Raw genomic sequence first — 15,313 nt, forward strand, 5'->3', positions numbered from 1 at the left:
GAAAGAAAAACTTCGAAAAATTTGAAAAACCTCTTTCGCATCTCGATATGAAAGAGTAGTTTCGAAACATGTCTTTCACGCCCTTCCTCGACGGGACCCGCTGGTCCGACGTCTATACTGCCGCGACCTGCGCGTTCCTCGCCGGAACCGCCATGTTCACGGCCGACTTCGCCCTCACCCTCCGCCTCCAGACGGAAGGCTTCGGTGGCTTCGCCATCGCCGCGCTCATCATCTGCGCGACCCTGCCCCTGGTCCTCCTCGCGCCGCTCACCGGGCGCATGGCCGACCGCTTCGACAGCCGCGCGCTCATGGCGTTCTCGGGCCTCGTCCAGACCGCCGCGATCGTCGCGATGGCGCTCACCGACAACCTGTACGCGCTCTACGTGTTGATGATCGTGAACGCCGCGGGGACGGCGGTCCTGCAGCCGGTGGTGAGCGCGCTCGTCCCGGCCATGGTCCGTCGGGAGGACCTGCCGCACGCGGTGGCGATGGTCCAGACCGGCACGCTGCTCGGCCTCGCGGCCGGGCCGGCCGCGGCCGGATTCCTCATCGGCGCGAACGGGGTCGGCGCGGCCCTCATGCTCGCTGCCGGCTGCGCGATGGCGCGGGTGCTGCTGTGCTGCGACATCCGCACGCGGCGCGGCGGCGTGCGCCGTGATCTGAACGCGCACCAGGCGAGTGGCGGCACCGGCTGGCGCCTGGGCGGCGACCGGCTGCTGACCGCGATGGTGCTGGGGCTCAGCGCGGTGATCGCGGCGATGTGCGCGGTGAACGTGCTGAGCGTGTTCCTGGTGCGCGAGGTCTACGGCGCGACCGAGAGCATGTACGGGCTCATCAAGGCGTGCTGGACGATCGGCATGGTCGGCGGGGCGTGGCTCGCGGCGGCCGTGATCCGGCGGCTCGACCGGGACGTCCAGCTCGCGTGGATGCTCATGGCGTGCCTCGCGGGGGTCGGGCTGGTGTGCTTCGGACAGGGGATGCCGCTGTTCACGGTGCTGCTCCTGGTGCCGCTCAACCTGATCGGCGGGATCTTCAACGCCGGGGAGAACTCGGCGCTGGGCATCGCGGTGGCACGCCGGGTCCCGGAAGCGTTCCGGGGCCGTGCGAACGCGGCGGTCGGCGGGCGGGTGAATGCGGCCCAGCTGATCGGGTTCCTGCTCGGCGGGGCGCTGTCGATGGTCCTGGACGTGCAGGTCGCGTTCGCCGCCGTCGGGCTCGTGTCGATCACGATCGTCCTCGCCTGCCTGCCGGTGATCCGCCGGGCGGCCCGCGAGGACGAGGCGGGCAAGGACGGCTCCAGCCCGGCTGCCGGCGAGACCGCCTCGGCCCGCGAACCTGAGCTCGCGGCGGCGTTAGCGCCGCCCGGTTCGGGATGGCCGCCGCGGATCGCGGTGTGAAGCTCCGGGGAAGGGTGGGTGGGGCAGGGACTACCATCCCAAACCCCCACCCACCCAGGGGAGTAGAAGGTAGGCCGATCCTCCCGCGCGGGTCCGACAAAAAGTCGGGCCCGCGCCCGTTTTGTCGCCAGATCGTGTGAGGAAAGGCGAGGGGGCATCGGAGCGGGCTCGGTGGGCGCGCGGTTGTGGAGCGCGGGCGGCGGGAGGTCGCGGGCCGAGCAGGGGCACGGGCGGCCCGGCGCGGTTGGGGCGCGGATGATGGCGACCAAGCGCGGGATCTGCGATGCGCTTGGTAGGTGATCATGCGATCAGGCCGGGTAGGCGCGGATTTCGGTCGCCTTTACCGCTGCCCAGATCCGTTGGCCCGGTTCGAGGCCGAGTTGGGCGGCCGCTGCGGGCGTCACGTCGGCGGCGGCGCGGAGGGGGCCGTCGAGTTGGACACGGAGGTGGTCGCCGTGCCGGTGGACGCCCGCGACCGTGGCCTCCCAGGTGTTGCGAGGGCTGCCGTCGGGCTCCGATCGGTACAGGGCGACCGCCGACGGCGGGAACGCCGCGAACGCCTCCCCCTCGAGCGCCTCGGCCGCAGTCAGCACCGCCCCCGAGTCCAGACGGATCGCGGTCCCGGAGGCCTTGCCCCGGTACAGGTTCAGGCCCACGAGCCGCGCGATGTAGTCCGTGCGCGGGCGGGCCGTGACCGACTCGGCGTCGCCCTCTTGGACCGCGCGGCCGTCTTCGACCACGACGAGCCGGTCGGCGAGCATGAGCGCGTCCACCGGGTCGTGCGTGACCACGATCGCGGGCCCCGTGTGCTCCGCCAGGTGCCGGTGGAGCTCCGCGCGGGTGTCGAGCCGGGTGCGCGCGTCGAGCGCCGCCAGCGGCTCGTCGAGCAGCAGCAGCGCCGGATCGGCCGCGAGCGCCCGCGCCAGCGCCACCCGCTGCGCCTGTCCGCCCGAGAGCTGCTTGGGGCGGCGTTTCCCGAAGCCGGCCAAGCCGACCCGGTCGAGCCAGGCGGACGCGAGCGCGCGGGCCTCGGCGCGTCCGGTGCCCCGGCGGCGCGGGCCGAACGCGACGTTGTCGATGGCGGTGAGGTGCGGGAACAGCAGGTAGTCCTGGAAGACGACGCCGATGCGGCGGTCTTCGGGCGGGACTGTGCTGCATGCGGCGCCGTCGAGCACGGCGCCGTTGAGGGCGATGTGCCCGTCCGTCAGCGCTTCGAGTCCGGCGAGCGCTCGCAGGGCCGTGGTCTTGCCCGCGCCGTTGGGGCCGAGGAGGGCGACGGTTTCGCCGGGGGCGACGTGGAGTCGCAGGTCGATGCGGAAGGCGCCGCGTTCGACGACGAGGTGCGCGTCCAGGCCTTCGGGCGTCGTGGCGTTCATGGGGTGGCCGTCCAGCGGTCGCGGAGCGAGGCGAGCACGATCACCGAGACCGCGAGGAGGATGAGGCTGAGGACGATGGCGGCCTCCAGGTCGGTCTGCAGCGCCAGGTAGACGGCGAGGGGCATTGTCTGGGTGCGGCCGGGGAAGTTGCCGGCGAAGGTGATCGTGGCCCCGAATTCGCCGAGGGCGCGGGCCCAGCAGAGCACGGCGCCGGCGAGGACGCCGGGGGCGACCATCGGGAGCGTGACGTGGGTGAATACGGTCCAGCGTCCGGCGCCGAGGGTCGCGGCGGCTTCTTCGAAGCGGAGGTCGGCGCCGCGGAGCGCGCCTTCGACCGAGACGACGAGGAACGGCATCGACACGAACGTCATCGCGAGGATCACTGCGGTGGTGGTGAACGGGATGGTGATGTCGAACCGGTCGTAGAGCCAGGAGCCGATGATGCCATTGCGGCCGAAGACGAGGAGCAGGGCGACGCCGCCGACGACGGGCGGGAGGACCAGCGGCACCGTCACGAGGGCGCGCAGGACGCTGCGGCCGGGGAAGTCGCCGCGGGCGAGGAGCCATGCGATGGGGACGCCGAAGAGCAGGGAGAGCGCGGTCGCGGCGGTGGCGGTGAGGAGCGAGAGCCGCAGGGCGGCGAGCATTTCGGGTTCGGCGAGACGCGCCGGGAGCTCGGCCCAGGGCGTGCGGGCGAGCAGGCCGGCGAGCGGGAGGATGAGGAACGCCAGGCCGATGACCGCGGGCGCCAGGAGTGCGGCCGGGACGCGGCGGCTTTGACGTTTCCGCTTGGCGGGCTTGGTGTTGCTCGCAGTCATGGGCGTTGGAATCCGGCGGTTTCGAGGACGGATTGGGCGTCGTCGGAGAGGACGTGGGCGGCGAACGCGGCGGCGAGTTCCGGGTTCGGGGCGTCTTCGAGCGCGGCGATCGGGTAGGTGTTCAGGGCCGCAGCGGATTCGGGGAACTCGATGCCGTCCACGTCGGTGCCGGCGGCGATGGCGTCGGTGCGGTAGACGAGGGCGGCGTCGACTTCGCCGAGGAGGAGTCTCTGGAGGGTGGATTTGACGTCGGCCTCGTAGGTGACGGGGGTGAGCCCGGTGCCGTCGAGCGCGGTCTGGGCGGCGGAGCCGCAGGGGACTTCGGTTGCGCAGGCGGCGAAGTCGAGCCCGGCGAGGTCGCCGAGGCCGGTGACGCCGTCAGGGTTGCCTTCGGGGACGGCGATCACGAGTTGGTTGAGGGCGAACGTCTCCGGTTCGGCGGCGGCGCCCGCCTCCACGACTTTGTCCATGTTGGACTCGTCGGCGGACGCGAAGACGTCGGCGGGCGCCCCCTCGGTGATCTGGGCGGCGAGGTCGGAGGAGCCGGCGAAGTTGAACTCGACCTTGACGCCGTCGTGCTCGGCCTCGAACTGCGCGCCGATCTCGGTGAAAGCCTCGGTGAGGGACGCGGCGGCGAAGACGGTCACGGTGCCGCCTGTATCGGCTTCGGCGCCGTTCCCGCACGCGGCGAGCGGGGCGAGGGCGAGCGCGGCGGCTGCGGCGATGATCGTCTTGCGGCGCATGGGGCTCCGTCCGGTACTGGTGGTCAGCGGTCGACGCGTTCGACGACGACGTTCGTGGACTTGACCACCGCGGTCCCCAGTGAGCCGACCTCGAGCCCGAGTTCGTCCACCGCTTCGCGGCTCATGAGGGAGACGACCCGGAACGGCCCCACCTGGAGATCGACCTGGGCCATGACCTGGTCTTTGGTGATCGCGGTGACGATGCCGCGCAGGCGGTTGCGCGCCGAGGAGGAGCCGGCGCCGGCGTCGGGCGCGCTGGCGCGTTCGCGCACGAACGCGGCGAGGTCGGCGCCGGAGATGAGCCGGTGGCCTTGGCCCTGGTCGTCCCGGGAGGCGGTGAGGCGCCCGGAGTCGATCCAACGGCGGACGGTGTCGGCGGAGACCCCGAGCAGTTCGGCGGCCTCCCCGATGCGGAACGTCGTCACACGGCCAGCTTAACCTCGCGGATGCAAGGATCAATAGACGATAAGACTCGTATTCACCAGACTGTTACGTGCGGACCGGCGCAGATGCTAGCCCCAGCCGAGTTCGTGGAGGCGCTCCTCTTCGATGCCGAAGTGGTGGGCGATCTCGTGAACGACCGTGACGGCGACCTCCTCGACGACCTCTTCGGGCGTCGAGCACATGCGCAGGGTCGGGCCGCGGTAGATGGTGATCGTGTCGGGCAGGACCCCGCCGTACTCCCAGCCCCGGTCGGTCAGCGCCGTGCCCTGGTAGAGGCCCAGCAGCTCCTTCTCGGGGCCGTCGGGTTCAGCCTCGACCAGGATCACCACGTTGTCGAGCATCGCCATCAGCTCCTGGGGGACCGCGTCCAGCGCGTCCGACACCGCGTCCTCGAATTCCGCCTCGCCCATATCGACCGCCACACGCCCACAATATGCGCTCGGGGCCGCGGTGAGCTGGCCGGTAATCTGGTCACGTGATTGATCTGCGTGCACTGCGAGACAACCCGGACGCCTACCGCGACAGCCAGCGCAAGAGGGGCGCGTCCGTCGGCGCCGTCGACGCCCTCCTCTCCGCGGACGCCGACCACCGCAGTGCCCTCCAGTCCTTCGAGACGCTCCGCGCCGAGCAGAAGGGCCTGGGCAAGAAGATCGCGGGCGCCGGCGCGGATGAGAAGCAGGCGCTGCTTGACCGCACCAAGGTCCTCTCGGAGGAGGTCAAGGCCGCCGAGCTGAAGGTGACGGCGACGGCTGCGGCGTTCGACGCGGCGGGGAAGGCCATCCCGAACCTGGTGGCCGAGGGCGCGCCCGCGGGCGGCGAGGACGACTACGTCGTGCTGCGCGAGGTGGGCGAGAAGAAGGCGATCGAGGACCCGAAGGACCACCTCGAGATCGGCACGGCCCTGGGTCTGCTCGACACCGAGCGGGGCGCGAAGACCTCCGGCGCGCGGTTCTACTACCTGACCGGGGACGGCGCGCTGCTGCAGCTGGCGATGCTCAACCTCGCGATCCAGCAGGCCGTCGAGACCGGGTTCACCCCGATGATCCCGCCGGTGCTGGTGCGGCCGGAGGCCATGGAGGGCACGGGTTTCCTCGGCGAGCACGCCGACGAGATCTACTACCTCGAGCGCGACGAGATGTACCTGGTGGGTACCTCGGAGGTGCCGCTCGCGGCGTACCACTCGGGGGAGAACCTGGGCGAGCTGACGTCGCCGCGGCGGTACGCGGGCTGGTCGTCGTGCTTCCGGCGCGAGGCGGGGTCGTACGGCAAGGACACGCGGGGCATCATCCGGGTGCACCAGTTCGACAAGGTCGAGATGTTCTCGTTCTGCCGGCCGGAGGACGCCGCGGCGGAGCACGAGAAGCTGCTGTCCTATGAGGAGCAGATGCTGCAGAAGATGGAGCTGCCGTACCGGGTCATCGACGTGGCCGCGGGCGACCTGGGCACTTCGGCTTCGCGGAAGTTCGACTGCGAGGCGTGGGTGCCGACGCAGGGCCGGTACCGGGAGCTGACGTCGACGTCGAACTGCACGACGTTCCAGGCGCGGCGCCTGAATGTGAAGTACCGCGACGAGCAGGGCAAGAACGCGGTGGCGGCGACCTTGAACGGGACGCTCGCGACCACGCGCTGGCTTGTGGCGATCCTCGAGAACCACCAGCAGCCGGACGGTTCGGTGGCGGTGCCGAAGGCGCTGCAGCCGTTCCTGGGCAAGGACGTGATCGAGCCGAAGAAGTAGCGCGAGAGCGCGAGCGGCCCGCCGATCCTCGGATCGGCGGGCCGTGGGCTTTTCGGGCGTTTCCGGTTGATTCGGCGACCCGACGAATTTCCGGGCCCCCGGTCGACAACCCTGACATACGGGTATGACAGACGCGGTGTGTCGCATTTCGCCGGGCTTCCCTACCAACCTGTGGGCCCCCGGTTCAACAACCCTGGCATGGGGGTCCGACAGGAATGAGGGTCATTCGGAAAGTTGCTCTTCGAGCCAGGCTTTGAGGACGAGGGCGTGATTGACGTTCTCGTCCTTGGCGGCGTAGAGGAGGGTGACGGGGCCTGAGCGTGCCGCCTCGAGGAGGGGTTCGGCGCGTTCGGGGTGGCCGTCGAGTTCGCTGCGGTAGCGGCCGGTGAACTCCTCGAACCGGTCGGCCATGTGGCCGAACCAGATGCGCAGGTTCGGGGACGGCGCGGCGTCCTGCGCCCAGGTGACCCCGTCGAGGTCCTCCTTGCTGACGCCGCGCGGCCAGAGCCGGTCGACGAGGAAGACCTTGCCGGCCCGCTGCGGGTCCCGCCGGTAGTCGTAGACGCGTTCGATCGTGATCTCGCCCATGGGGGAACCGTATGCCGCAGAGCCGCCCCGATGGGTGGGTTTGGTGTGATTGCAGGTCGTCATGAGCGCGGCGGCGTGCGTTCAAACGCCCGGTACCCCCGTGTTCACCCGGGCGGGGCTACGGTTGGAGCGTGTCATCCTCCGCCCCGGCCGCGCCCCGCACCGAACCCCCGAAGCTCGTCGCCGTCGACCTCGATGGAACGGTCGTGGACTACCACGGCCCGCGGGCGACGGTGCCCAGCCGCGCGGTGATCGACGCCCTGCAGGCCGTGCGCGACGCGGGCGTGCCGGTCGCGGTCGTCACCGGCCGCGCCATCTGGGGCGCGGTGCGCACCGCCGAGGACCTGGGGCTCGACGAGGGGTTCGCGTCCGCCTCGCACGGCGCCGGCGAATACGACCTGGGCGCCCGCGCGATCACGCACCAGCACACCGTCGACGCCGCGATCGCGGTCGAGGCGCTCATCGCCTCGGACCCGGCCGTCGAGTTCGCCGTCGAATGGGACCTCGACGGCTGGCGGCACACCAAGGGCTTCCGCCGCGACTTCCCCGCCCGGTGGGCCGGGGAGATCACCGTCGAGGAGCTCGTCTCGCGCCCGGCCCCGCGCCTGGTGGCGCGCGTGGACTCGAACAACCGGTACGGCGGGGCCGAGCGGTGCCCGCAGGCGATGCGCCTCGCCGCGGGTGCGGCGCTCGACGCCGCGGACTACCACGTCGAGGTCGGCTACAACGGCTGGGTCGACATCGGACCGCCCGGAGTCAGCAAGGCCACGGGCATCGCCCGTATCGCGGCCCGCTACGGCGTATCATCGTCCGACACCGTCGTGTTCGGCGACGCCCACAACGACCTGACCATGTTCGCGTGGGCGGGCTGGTCGGTGGCGATGGGGCAGGCGGTCCCCGAAGTGCGGGCCGCGGCCGACGAGGTCGCCCCTTCGGTGTGGGAGGACGGGGTGGCGAAGGTGCTGGCGCGGTGGTTCTGAACGCCATGGCGGGCGACGACGGAGGAGGACGCATGATCCAACTGGACCGAGTACCCCGACTGGTGGCGACGGACCTCGACGGTACCGTCGTCCGCTCCGACGAGACCGTGTCGCCGCGCACGCTGGCCGCGCTGAAGCGCCTGGCCGCCGCGGGCGTCATCCTGGTCGGCGCCACCGGGCGCGGGCCGCGGCTGCTCGAGCTGTGCCGCAACGACGTGCCTTCCGCGGACTTCCTCGTGCTCGGGCAGGGCGCGTTCGTCTACGAGTGCCGCTACGACGACACGGTCGTGCAGCTCGCGGACCGCTCCGTCGAGGGCGAGGTGCTGCACCAGGCGCTGCGCCTCATCGAGGCCGAGGTCGGGCCCGTGCGCGCGCTCGCCGAGCCCGCCGACCCCGACCGGCACATCACCGGCGACCCCATGCCCGACTGGCCGTGGACCGCCGTCACCCTCGAGACCGCGCCCCGCGACGTGGCCTTCCACGGGCCGATGGTCAAGGGCTACTTCGTGTCCGACGTCTACACCGGCCCCGAGCTGCTGGTCGCCGCGAAGGACGTCATCGACCCCTCGCTCGTCACCGTCACCGAGTCCGGCGTGGGCATGCTCGAGGTCTGCCCGGTCGGCGTCACCAAGGCCGCCGGCATCCAGGTCGTGCTCGACAAGTTCGGCATCGACTGGGCCGACGTGCTCGTCTTCGGCGACGCCACCAACGACCTGAGCATGATGGAGGCCGCCGGGCACTCCGTCGCGATGCCCAACGGGCACCCGTGGGTCCAGGCCGCCGCCACCGAGATCGCGCCCGCGGGCAACAACGACGACGGCGTCGCCCAGTACATCGAGGCGCTCCTCGAACTCCTGTAGGGCCACAAGGACACGGTCGGTGTCGGGTTCCTGACAGGACGGCCGGGAGCTGTTGCGCGCCAGACCCTCCGGCCCTAAGCTCCCATGTGGTGGGGACCACGGAGTCGGTGTCGATGGTGGGCGCAGCGGAGACATGCCGCGCCGCGATACGACAGGGCTTCGACGACCGTGCTGCCGCACCCCCAGGAGTTCCGCATGTCCAGCACCGAAGGCGCCACCGACGAAGCCCTCCCGTACGGCATGCCGTACGAGCGCGAGACCCGCTACGACCCGCCCGCCGGGCTCATGGCGTTGCAGGACAGGCCCATGCGCCCCATCCGCTACTACCCGGATGGCGCCGAGGGCTGGCTCGTCACCGGCCACGCCGAAGGCCGCAAGGTCCTCGCGGACCCCCGGTTCGTCACCGGCGAGCGGTTCACCCACTCGCCCACCGAGCTCCCGCACGTCTTCGTCTCCATCACCGAGCAGGTCCCGCCGGGGTTCTTCCTCTTCTACGACCCTCCCGAGCACACCCGTCTGCGCCGCAAGGTGACCGGCGTGTTCACCGTCAAGCGCATGAAGGACCTTGAGCCGCGCATCGAGGCCATCGTCGACGACCGCATCGCCGCGATGAGGGCGAATGGGAATGAGGCCGACCTCGTGCGCGACTTCGCGCTCCCCGTGCCCTCGCTCGTCATCTGCGAGATGCTCGGCGTCCCCTACGAGGACCGGGACGCCTTCCAGGAGAACTCGGCAACGATGCTCGATCTCTCGCTGTCCGTGGAGGACCGCAACAAGGCGATGGGCGCGATCTTCGCCTACCTCATGCAGCTCGTGCCCGCCAAGCGCGCCGCACCCGGCGACGACATGCTCAGCGCCCTCGCCGCCGATGAGGAGCTGCACGAGTCCGAAGCGGCCGGCGTCGCCCTGATCCTCCTGGTCGCCGGGCACGAGACGACCGCGAACATGCTCGCCCTGGGCACCTTCGCGCTACTCGAGCACCCCGACCAGCTGGCGCGGTTCCGCGCCGGACCCGAGACCGCGCCCCACGCCGTCGAAGAGTTGCTGCGGTACCTGACGGTGGCGCACAACGGGATCATGCGCATCGCCAAGGAGGACGCCGAGATCGACGGACAGCTCATCAAGGCCGGGCAGCACGTCACCGTGGCCCTCCAGGCCGCCAACCGCGACCCGCGCAAGTACGAGCTGCCCTGCGAACTCGACCTCGACCGGGACGCCCAGGGGCACTTGGCGTTCGGGCACGGAGTGCATCAGTGCGTGGGCCAGCAGCTCGCCCGCGTCGAGATGCGGATCGGGTTCGCCAAGCTCTTCGCGGCCTTCCCCGACCTGCGCCTCGCCGTCCCCTCCGGGGACATTCCGATGCGCAGCGAGATGAACGTGTACGGGGTCCACACCCTGCCCGTCGCCTGGTGACCGGCCCGCACCCGGCACCGGGCAACGGCCGTGCGGTCGCTCAATTGTCCTTAAAGGACTCGTAAACGCGCGGTCGGGACGCCGTTCCACCAGCGGAGGTCCCGGCCGCGCTTCACCGCACGTCCCACACCGGCTCGTCGGACTCGACCACTTCGCCGTCGTTCTGGAACACCACGAACCGGTCGAAGCCGCGCGTGAACCAGCGGTCGTGCGTGACGGCCAGGACCGTCCCGTCGAACGCCTTGAGGCCCTGCTCGAGCGCCTCCGCCGAAGCCAGGTCGAGGTTGTCCGTCGGCTCGTCGAGGAGTAGGCAGGTCGCGCCCGAGAGCTCCAGGAGCAGCACCATGAACCGCGCCTGCTGCCCGCCCGACAGCGTCTTGAAATCCTGTTCGGACTGTCCGGTGAGCTCATAGCGGTTGAGGGCGCTCATGGCCTTCGACCGGTCGAGCGAGGGCCGGTCCTCGTCGCCCTCCCAAAGGATCTCCCGGAGCGTGCGCCCGTCGAACTCCGGATGCTCGTGCGTCTGCGAGAAGTGCCCCGGATACACGCGCGCGCCCAACCGCGCGACACCGCTGTGCCGCACCGGGTCGAGCCGCCGCTTCCCCGCGACCCCGGCCTCCGGATCCGAGCCGCCCTGCGCGAGCAGGCGCAGGAAGTGGCTCTTGCCGGTCCCGTTGGCGCCCAGGACCGCCACCCGGTCCCCGTACCAGACCTCCAGGTCGAACGGGAACGTCAGGTCCTCCAGCTCCAACTGCTCGCAGACCACCGCACGCTTGCCGGTGCGCCCGCCCTCGAGCTTCACCCGGATGTCCTGCTCGCGCGGCGGCGACGGCGGCGGCCCCGCCTCCTCGAACTTCTGCAGCCGCGTCTGCGCGGCCCGGTACCGGGAGGCCATGTCGGCGTTGTACGCGGCCTTGTTCTTGTACATGAGCATCAGCTCGCGCAGCTTGTGATGCTCCTCGTCCCAACGACGGCGCAGCTCCTCGAACCGCTCGTGCCGCGCCGCGCGAGCGCCGTGCCAGCTCGCGAACCCGCCGCCGTGCGTCCAGGTCGTGCCCGCCTCGAGCGTCACGATCGAACCCGCCGCGTTCGCCAGCACCTCCCTGTCGTGCGAGACGAACAGGATCGACTTGGGCGAGTCCCGGATCGCCGCCTCCAGCTCCCGCTTCGCCGGGACGTCGAGGAAGTTGTCCGGTTCGTCCAGCACCAGCACCTCGTCGCGGCCCTGCAGCAGCAGCTGCAGGGCGAACCGCTTCTGCTCCCCGCCCGACAGCGTCCTGAGAGGACGGTCTTGCACCGCTTCCCAGGACCGGCCCAAGATCGAGACCGCGACCGTGTCGCACAACACGTCGAACTCGTACCCGCCGATCTCGCCGTAGTCCGCGAGCGCCTGCGCGTACGCCAACTGCTCGTCCGATCCGCCGCCGCCCATGCGCGACTCGGCCCGCTCCAAACGCGCTGCGGCCGTGCGCACCTGCGGCGGGGCCAGCTCGATCGCCAGGCGCCGCAACGACTGCTCGCCCTCCCGCATGCCCACGAGCTGCCGCATCACACCGAGCCCGCCCGCGTGCGAGACCGTGCCCGCGTCCGGGGCGAGCACGCCCGTCACGATGTTCAGCAGCGTCGTCTTCCCCGCGCCGTTCGCGCCGATGAGCGCGACCTTCGCGCCCTCGCCGACACGGAACGACACGTCGTCGAACAGGACGGTGCCGTCGCTGAGGCCGTACCGCACGCCGGAGAGGTCCACGAATCCCATGCACCGATTCTGTGCGGCCAACGGCACGTCGTCAAAGTCATTTGCCGTGTTGGATTCGCTGGGGTCCACTGCCTACGCTGGACGCATGAACGACACCCCTGACCCGAACGGACCCGGGCGGAAGCGCCGCTTCTGGCGCCCGAGCTCGGCGAGTGAATGGGTCGAGCTGGCGATCTACGTCTTCTTCGCCCTCATCGCCCTGCTGGCCGGCGTCGGCTGGCTCGTCGCCCGGCTGTGACCGGCGTCGATGGCGACCCGCTGTGACCGGTAGGCGCGCGGGCTCACCCCCCGGTGGCGCTTGAACGCCGTGGAGAACGCGAACGCGTCCCGGTAGCCGACCGCCGCCGCCGCCTTCGCCACCGGCACGCCCGGATCGGCGAGCAGGTCCGCGGCCAGCTCCATCCGGTGCTCGGCCACGTACCGCAGCGGCGGCTGCGCCATGACCGCGGTGAACCGCTTCGCGAAATGCGCGCGCGACACGTTCGCCTCGGCCGCAAGGGCTTCCACCGTCCACGCCCGCTGCGGGGCGCGGTGGACAGCCGCCAGCGCGGGCCCCACGACGGGGTCGAGCGCGCCCAGGTACCAGCCGGGCGCGGCGGCCTCCTGCCGGTCGAACCAGCATCCGAGAGTGCACACGAGGCCCCAGTCGAGGATCCGGTCGAGCATCGCCTGCCCGCCGGGCGCGTGCGCGCGGGCGAGGGCGACGCGCATCGAGTGGAGCCACAGCACGTCTTCGACCTCTTCGTCCAGGACGAGCGCTTCGGGCAGTGCGCGCAGGAGCCGCTGGTGCCGCGCCCCGGCGGGGCGGTAGACGCCTGCGACGAGCACGGTGGCCGCCGTTTCCTCTTGCGGCGCTTCGCTGATGGCGAGTGCCGGGAGCGGCCGGTCGAGGGTCGCGGCGGTGTCGGCGAGGTCGAAGGGGACGCGGGCGATCGCGGTCGAGCCGGCGGTGAGCCGGTGGCGGGCGCCGTCGGGGAGCACGAGTTCGGCGTGCCCGGAGACGGCGGTGACCATGGTCAGAGGCGCGTCGCCGTCGAAGCGCAGGCGCCAGGGCGGGGCGAGCGCGGCCCGGTGGGCCGAGGCGCCGTCGGAGCGGATGTCGGCGAGCATGTCGCTGAGCGGGTCCATGTCCGCAACGGTAGACGATCGCAAAGGTTTTCCCGGTTCTCGGCCATGGTCCGTCTGCGGGACCGGGGTTGTACTGGAGGGGCGCCGCCACCGCGGCGGCGCGCCGAACAGGAGGCCCTTGTGGACGTTCAACCGACTGCGCTCATCGTCGTCGCACACCACCGCGCCGATTCGCTCACTGCCGCCCTCGCCCGCCGCGCTGCGGCCCGCCTCGAGGCCGCGGGGTACTGGGTCGACCTGCTCGACCTGCACCGGGAGGGCTTCGACCCGCGGCACCGGGTCGAGGACGAGCCCGACTACGGGAACCGCGACAAGCGGTACTCCGACGAGGTGTACGCCCATGCCGAGCGGGTGCTGGCGGCCGACGTCATCGCCGCGGTGTTCCCGGTGTGGTGGTTCGGGTTGCCGGCCTTGCTGAAAGGCTGGATCGACCGGGTCTGGAACTACGGACTCACGTACGGGCGGCGCGAGAAGCCCATGGCGGGCAAGCGGATGCTGTGGGTCGGGCTGGCCGGGCTGGCCGAGGACGATCCGAACTCGGACCTCACCCGGGCACTGCTGGACGGGGCGCTGCGGCGCGGCATCGCGGAGTTCTGCGACATCACCGACGTGCATACGTTGGCGCTGTTCGACTCCGAGGCGCAGGGCCTGGTCGGAGCGGCGCGGGAGCGGCATTACGCGGCGTTGGAGGCCCGTGCGGACGAGGCGGTGGACAAGCTCGTGGCGGGGTGATCGAGGGGCTTGCGCCCTTTTGCGTATATACGTATAGTGTATCTATACGTAGGTCGCGCGGGGCGCGGCCGGAACACCACCGAGGAGACACCGATGTCAACACCCGCCGACGCTGCCGTGTCAACCGGCGACATCCCCTACGGCATCCCCCTCGAACGCGACCACCCGTTCGACCCGCCCGCCGCCGTCATGGCCCTGCACCGCGGGAGCGAGATGCGGCGCATGCGCTACTACCCCGAGGGCCGCCTGGGCTGGCTCGTCACCAGCCACCGCCTGGCGCGCAAGGTCCTGGCCGACACCCGGTTCAGCTCGACCCTCGGCGGCCCCGCGCAGGTGCCGATCCCCATGCCCGGTGTTGAGGCCTACCTCGACTTCGAGGGCGACTTCCCGCTCACCCCGGGCATGTTCATCGAGATGGACCCGCCCGACCACACCCGCCTGCGCCGCAAGCTCACCGGCGTGTTCACCGTCAAGCGGATGAAGCAGCTCGAGCCGCGCATCGCCGAGCACGTCAACGAGCGCCTGGACGCCCTCGCGGCCGGGCCGCGCCCGGCCGACCTCGTGCGCGAATTCGCGGTCCCGGTGCCCGCCATGATGATCTGCGAACTGCTGGGCGTCCCGTACGGGCAGCGTGAGCGGTTCGAGGCGGACGCGAGGGCGATCTTCACGACCGACGAGACCGGTGAGGGCAAGCAGCGGGCCATGCTGAACCTCTTCGCGTTCATCGGCGAACTGGTGGCCGCCAAGCGGGCGGACCCCACCGACGACCTGCTCTCCGACCTCGCCGCCGACGCCGACCTGACGGACGAGGAGGTGGCGGGCATGGCGATCCTCCTGCTCGTCGCCGGGCACGAGACCACCGCCAAGATGCTCGCCCTGGGCACCATGGCGCTCTTGGAGAACCGCGACCAGTGGGACCTGCTGCGCGAGCGGCCCGAGCTCATGGCCGGGGGCGTGGAGGAGCTGCTGCGCTACCTCACGATCATCCACACCGGACTCATCCGGCAGGTCAAGGAGGACTTCGAGTTCGAAGGGCACCAGATCAAGGCGCGCGAGTACGTCACGGTCTACGTGCAGACCGCCAACCGCGACGAGGCGCACTTCATCGAGCCCGAGAAGCTGGACGTTACCGGGGACGCCAAGGGACACTTGACGTTCGGGCACGGCGTGCACCAGTGCCTCGGGCAGCAGCTGGCGCGCATGGAGATGCGCATCGCGTTCGCCGGGCTCATCGAGCGGTTCCCCGGCCTGCGGTTGGCGGTGCCCGCCGCGGAGGTGCCGCTGGTGACCGGGCAGAGCTTCTACGGCGTCGCCGAACTCCCGGTGACCTGGTAAGGAGGACC

The 15,313-nt window shown here is 71.1% G+C and carries 16 protein-coding genes; 8 read left to right on the forward strand and 8 right to left on the reverse strand.

Translation table 11 applies throughout. The features are described 5' to 3' along the window. Positions 1–68 precede the first annotated feature (68 nt). Positions 69–1,397 carry an MFS transporter gene (locus J5V16_RS17680; RefSeq protein WP_208497839.1) on the forward strand — a complete coding sequence of 443 codons (1,329 nt, stop codon included), beginning with the start codon at positions 69–71 and terminating at the stop codon, positions 1,395–1,397. Between the two features lie 308 nt (positions 1,398–1,705). Here J5V16_RS17680 and J5V16_RS17685 read toward each other — a convergent pair whose 3' ends face one another. From J5V16_RS17685 to J5V16_RS17705, 5 genes are all read right to left on the reverse strand, one after another. Next, positions 1,706–2,773, reverse strand: coding sequence for an ABC transporter ATP-binding protein (locus J5V16_RS17685; RefSeq protein WP_208497840.1), 1,068 nt, complete (start codon positions 2,771–2,773; stop codon positions 1,706–1,708). After that, positions 2,770–3,591 carry an ABC transporter permease gene (locus tag J5V16_RS17690; protein ID WP_208497847.1) on the reverse strand — a complete coding sequence of 274 codons (822 nt, stop codon included), beginning with the start codon at positions 3,589–3,591 and terminating at the stop codon, positions 2,770–2,772. Before J5V16_RS17690 ends, J5V16_RS17685 begins: the two co-directional genes overlap by 4 nt. Beyond that, a complete protein-coding gene (gene modA / locus J5V16_RS17695; protein WP_208497849.1) occupies positions 3,588–4,334 on the reverse strand; it encodes a molybdate ABC transporter substrate-binding protein in 747 nt (248 codons plus the stop codon). The genes J5V16_RS17690 and modA overlap by 4 nt, the downstream gene beginning before the upstream one ends. A 23-nt stretch (positions 4,335–4,357) precedes the next feature. Continuing rightward, positions 4,358–4,759 (reverse strand): TOBE domain-containing protein, encoded by a 402-nt coding sequence (locus J5V16_RS17700; RefSeq protein WP_208497851.1) that lies wholly within the window; start codon positions 4,757–4,759, stop codon positions 4,358–4,360. A gap of 87 nt (positions 4,760–4,846) precedes the next feature. Beyond that, positions 4,847–5,188, reverse strand: coding sequence for a metallopeptidase family protein (locus J5V16_RS17705; protein WP_208498009.1), 342 nt, complete (start codon positions 5,186–5,188; stop codon positions 4,847–4,849). Between the two features lie 65 nt (positions 5,189–5,253). Here J5V16_RS17705 and serS point away from each other — a divergent pair, with 65 nt between their 5' ends. Continuing rightward, on the forward strand, positions 5,254–6,513 hold the full coding sequence (gene serS / locus J5V16_RS17710) for a serine--tRNA ligase (protein WP_208497853.1): 1,260 nt from the start codon (positions 5,254–5,256) through the stop codon (positions 6,511–6,513). Positions 6,514–6,735: 222 nt separating this feature from the next. On the opposite strand, the gene J5V16_RS17715 is transcribed toward serS, so the two are convergent. After that, complete coding sequence (locus tag J5V16_RS17715) at positions 6,736–7,101, reverse strand: DUF488 domain-containing protein (protein ID WP_208497855.1); 366 nt, start codon at positions 7,099–7,101, stop codon at positions 6,736–6,738. A 131-nt stretch (positions 7,102–7,232) separates the two neighbouring features. Here J5V16_RS17715 and J5V16_RS17720 point away from each other — a divergent pair, with 131 nt between their 5' ends. The 3 genes from J5V16_RS17720 (at position 7,233) to J5V16_RS17730 (ending at position 10,354) form a co-directional block, all read left to right on the forward strand. After that, entirely contained in the window at positions 7,233–8,081 is an 849-nt protein-coding gene (locus J5V16_RS17720; protein ID WP_208497857.1) for an HAD family hydrolase, read from the forward strand. Positions 8,082–8,113: 32 nt separating this feature from the next. After that, a complete protein-coding gene (locus J5V16_RS17725; protein WP_208497859.1) occupies positions 8,114–8,941 on the forward strand; it encodes an HAD family hydrolase in 828 nt (275 codons plus the stop codon). Between the two features lie 195 nt (positions 8,942–9,136). Then, positions 9,137–10,354 (forward strand): cytochrome P450, encoded by a 1,218-nt coding sequence (locus J5V16_RS17730; RefSeq protein ID WP_208497861.1) that lies wholly within the window; start codon positions 9,137–9,139, stop codon positions 10,352–10,354. Positions 10,355–10,466: 112 nt separating this feature from the next. Here J5V16_RS17730 and J5V16_RS17735 read toward each other — a convergent pair whose 3' ends face one another. Then, a complete protein-coding gene (locus tag J5V16_RS17735) occupies positions 10,467–12,110 on the reverse strand; it encodes an ABC-F family ATP-binding cassette domain-containing protein (protein WP_208497863.1) in 1,644 nt (547 codons plus the stop codon). Between the two features lie 85 nt (positions 12,111–12,195). On the opposite strand from J5V16_RS17735, the gene J5V16_RS17740 reads away from it, so the two are divergent. Then, entirely contained in the window at positions 12,196–12,348 is a 153-nt protein-coding gene (locus J5V16_RS17740; RefSeq protein ID WP_208497865.1) for a hypothetical protein, read from the forward strand. Here the strand turns inward: J5V16_RS17740 and J5V16_RS17745 are convergent. Next, positions 12,285–13,238, reverse strand: a complete 954-nt coding sequence (locus J5V16_RS17745; RefSeq protein ID WP_208497867.1) for an AraC family transcriptional regulator — start codon at positions 13,236–13,238, stop codon at positions 12,285–12,287. The genes J5V16_RS17740 and J5V16_RS17745 overlap by 64 nt on opposite strands. A 120-nt stretch (positions 13,239–13,358) precedes the next feature. On the opposite strand from J5V16_RS17745, the gene J5V16_RS17750 reads away from it, so the two are divergent. Together J5V16_RS17750 and J5V16_RS17755 are read left to right on the forward strand one after the other, a co-directional pair. After that, positions 13,359–13,970 carry an NAD(P)H oxidoreductase gene (locus tag J5V16_RS17750; RefSeq protein ID WP_307793006.1) on the forward strand — a complete coding sequence of 204 codons (612 nt, stop codon included), beginning with the start codon at positions 13,359–13,361 and terminating at the stop codon, positions 13,968–13,970. A 93-nt stretch (positions 13,971–14,063) separates the two neighbouring features. After that, on the forward strand, positions 14,064–15,305 hold the full coding sequence (locus J5V16_RS17755; protein ID WP_208497871.1) for a cytochrome P450: 1,242 nt from the start codon (positions 14,064–14,066) through the stop codon (positions 15,303–15,305). Positions 15,306–15,313 lie beyond the last annotated feature (8 nt).

Source organism: Glycomyces niveus, assembly GCF_017592475.1.
GTDB classification, from domain to species: Bacteria; Actinomycetota; Actinomycetes; order Mycobacteriales; family Micromonosporaceae; genus Glycomyces; species Glycomyces niveus.